We start from the raw sequence: 2,184 nt of genomic DNA on the forward strand, positions 1-2,184 counted from the left end.
GACGGCACCGCCGCGACCCCCGCGCCGACCGAGACGCCCGACGCGCGGGCCACCCTGCCCCCGGACGTCTCCGGTCAGACGCTCGAGCAGGAGACGTGCGCGGTCGGCAACCAGCGCTGAGCGGTCGGCGCAGCGCGTAGGCTCGGAGCATGGGCCGGACGCGCGCGCGAGACACCGAGCACCCGCAGACCCGGCTCGATCACGGCGGCATCGCCCGCATCGTCCCCTCCGAGTTCACGAGCGGCTTCGAGCTCATCGTCGACGACACCCCGCAGTCGCACGTCGACCTCGACGACCCGACCCACCTGCACTTCGAATACATCGTGCGGATGGGCGCCGTGATCGACCAGCTGCCCGCCGGTCCGCTCACCGCCGTGCACCTCGGTGCCGGCGCGCTCACGATCCCCCGCTACATCGAGGCCACGCGACCCGGCTCGCGTCAGCAGGTGATCGAGCTGGAGGCACCGCTCGTGCAGCTCGTCCGGGAGCACCTCCCCCTCCCGAAGGGCGCGGCCATCCGGCTGCGCATCGGCGACGCACGGGAGGGTGTGGGGCGCCTGCCCGCCGCACTGCACCACGCCTGCGACCTCGTGGTGTCGGACGTGTACTCCGGCGCGCAGACGCCCGCCCATCTCACGAGCGTCGAGTTCTACCGCGAGCTCTCCGGGCTGCTCGCCCCCGGTGGCGTGCTGCTGGTGAACGTCGCGGACGGACCGGGGCTCGCGTTCGCCCGGCGCCAGGCCGCGACCATCGCCGCCGTGCTGCCCGAGCTCGGCATCCTCGCCGACACGCAGGTGCTCAAGGGACGGCGATTCGGCAACCTCGTGCTCGCGGCATCCGCCGCGCCGCTGCCCACCGAGTGGCTGCCGCGACTGCTCGCGGCCGGACCCCACCCCGCCAAGATCGCCCAGGGCGCGGAGGCGGAGGCGTTCCTCCAGGGAGCTCGCGTCGTGACGGACGCGGACGCCGTCGCGTCGCCCCGCCCTGACGCATCGCTGTTCCTGCGCTGACCAGGGCGCGCCGCCTTCGAGACCGCGCAGACGCCAGGCACACTGGACGGGGACGCGGCGGGGACGCATCAGAAGGAGAGCAATGAGTTTGATCCGGGGTTACGACCGGGAGACCCTCCGCGAACTGGTCGATCTCGACGAGTGCGCTGCCCGCCTGACCGAGATCGAGGAGCAGCGCTCCCTGCCCGCACTGCTCGAGCGCGTGTGGCTGCTGAAGGTGCTCGACCGTCTCGACGAGGCGCTCGTGCTCGCCGAGGAGACCGTGCGCCAGGCGCGGATGGCCGGAACCCGCCGGGACGTGCTGCGCGCCCGTGTGCTGCACGCCACGATCCTGCAGTACCGCGGCGCCCATGCGGCCGCCGAGCAGGAGCTGGCCACGTGCGCCTCCGAGGCCGAGGGGCAGCGCTGGCTGTCGATCGCCGCGTTCGCCTACCAGCACCACGGCAAGAACGCCTACGAGGCCGGCGACTTCGACACCGCGCGGGAGAGCTTCAAGCAGTCGCTGTTCCTGCGGCGCGAGTCGGGCGCGGACGACAGCGAGCTGGAGACCGTGCTGCTGGCGATCGAGGCCGCCGAACGGCACCGACCGTCGCAGCTCATCGCGGGCTGAGCCGCAGCACCCCGATGTCCCCGCCGTGGATTACCCTGAGCCCATGGCGGAACTGACCCGAGTGCGCGTCTGGGGCGAGGCACTGATCCGGCTGCACCTCGACGACAGCTGGACGTTCGACTTCGACCATGCCAAGCGCCGTGCCGGGCAGTGCGACTACACGAACAAGCGCATCACGGTGTCGCGCTACCTCGCCGCCCGCTTCGAGGACGACGAGATCCACCAGGTCCTGCTGCACGAGGTGGCCCATGCGCTCGCGGGTCACGCGGCGGCGCACGGCCCCGCGTGGAAACGCGTCGCCGCCGACCTGGGCTACGTCGGCGGCACCACCCACCACGGCGAGACCGCGGTCGAGCTGGCGCCGTGGGTGGGGCACTGCCCCGCGGGGCACGTGACCTATCGCCACCGCCGCCCGACGCGGGCCACCTCGTGCGCCCGGTGCTCGCGCACGTTCGACTCCCGGCACCTCTTCGCCTGGACGCGCCGCGAGATCACCACGGACGCCCGAGTCGCGGCGCAGCTGCCGCGCTGACGACGCCCGCGGCTCCGCGCAGTCGCCGTCCA

Annotated in this window: 3 protein-coding genes; all 3 read left to right on the forward strand. The window is 73.0% G+C overall.

The annotated features are described in order from the left end of the window. Positions 1 to 149: 149 nt before the first annotated feature. The 3 genes from DW309_RS12960 (at position 150) to DW309_RS12970 (ending at position 2,152) form a co-directional block, all read left to right on the forward strand. A complete protein-coding gene (locus DW309_RS12960; protein WP_136032281.1) occupies positions 150 to 1,010 on the forward strand; it encodes a spermidine synthase in 861 nt (286 codons plus the stop codon). An 82-nt stretch (positions 1,011 to 1,092) separates the two neighbouring features. After that, entirely contained in the window at positions 1,093 to 1,620 is a 528-nt protein-coding gene (locus DW309_RS12965; protein WP_136045617.1) for a hypothetical protein, read from the forward strand. A gap of 43 nt (positions 1,621 to 1,663) precedes the next feature. Continuing rightward, the gene (locus tag DW309_RS12970) at positions 1,664 to 2,152 is read left to right on the forward strand and encodes a SprT-like domain-containing protein (protein ID WP_136045618.1); all 489 of its coding nucleotides are present in this window, start codon (positions 1,664 to 1,666) and stop codon (positions 2,150 to 2,152) included. The last annotated feature ends 32 nt before the right edge of the window (positions 2,153 to 2,184 follow it).

The sequence above is a fragment of the Microbacterium sp. K41 genome, from assembly GCF_004794395.1.
GTDB lineage: Bacteria > Actinomycetota > Actinomycetes > Actinomycetales > Microbacteriaceae > Microbacterium > Microbacterium sufflavum.

What these genes read in the sequence shown, in the direction of transcription:
- DW309_RS12970 (WP_136045618.1), top strand. Translation starts at nt 1,664, where the DNA reads ATGGCGGAACTGACCCGAGTGCGCGTCTGGGGCGAGGCACTGATCCGG.
- DW309_RS12965 (WP_136045617.1), top strand. Translation starts at nt 1,093, where the DNA reads ATGAGTTTGATCCGGGGTTACGACCGGGAGACCCTCCGCGAACTGGTC.
- DW309_RS12960 (WP_136032281.1), top strand. Translation starts at nt 150, where the DNA reads ATGGGCCGGACGCGCGCGCGAGACACCGAGCACCCGCAGACCCGGCTC.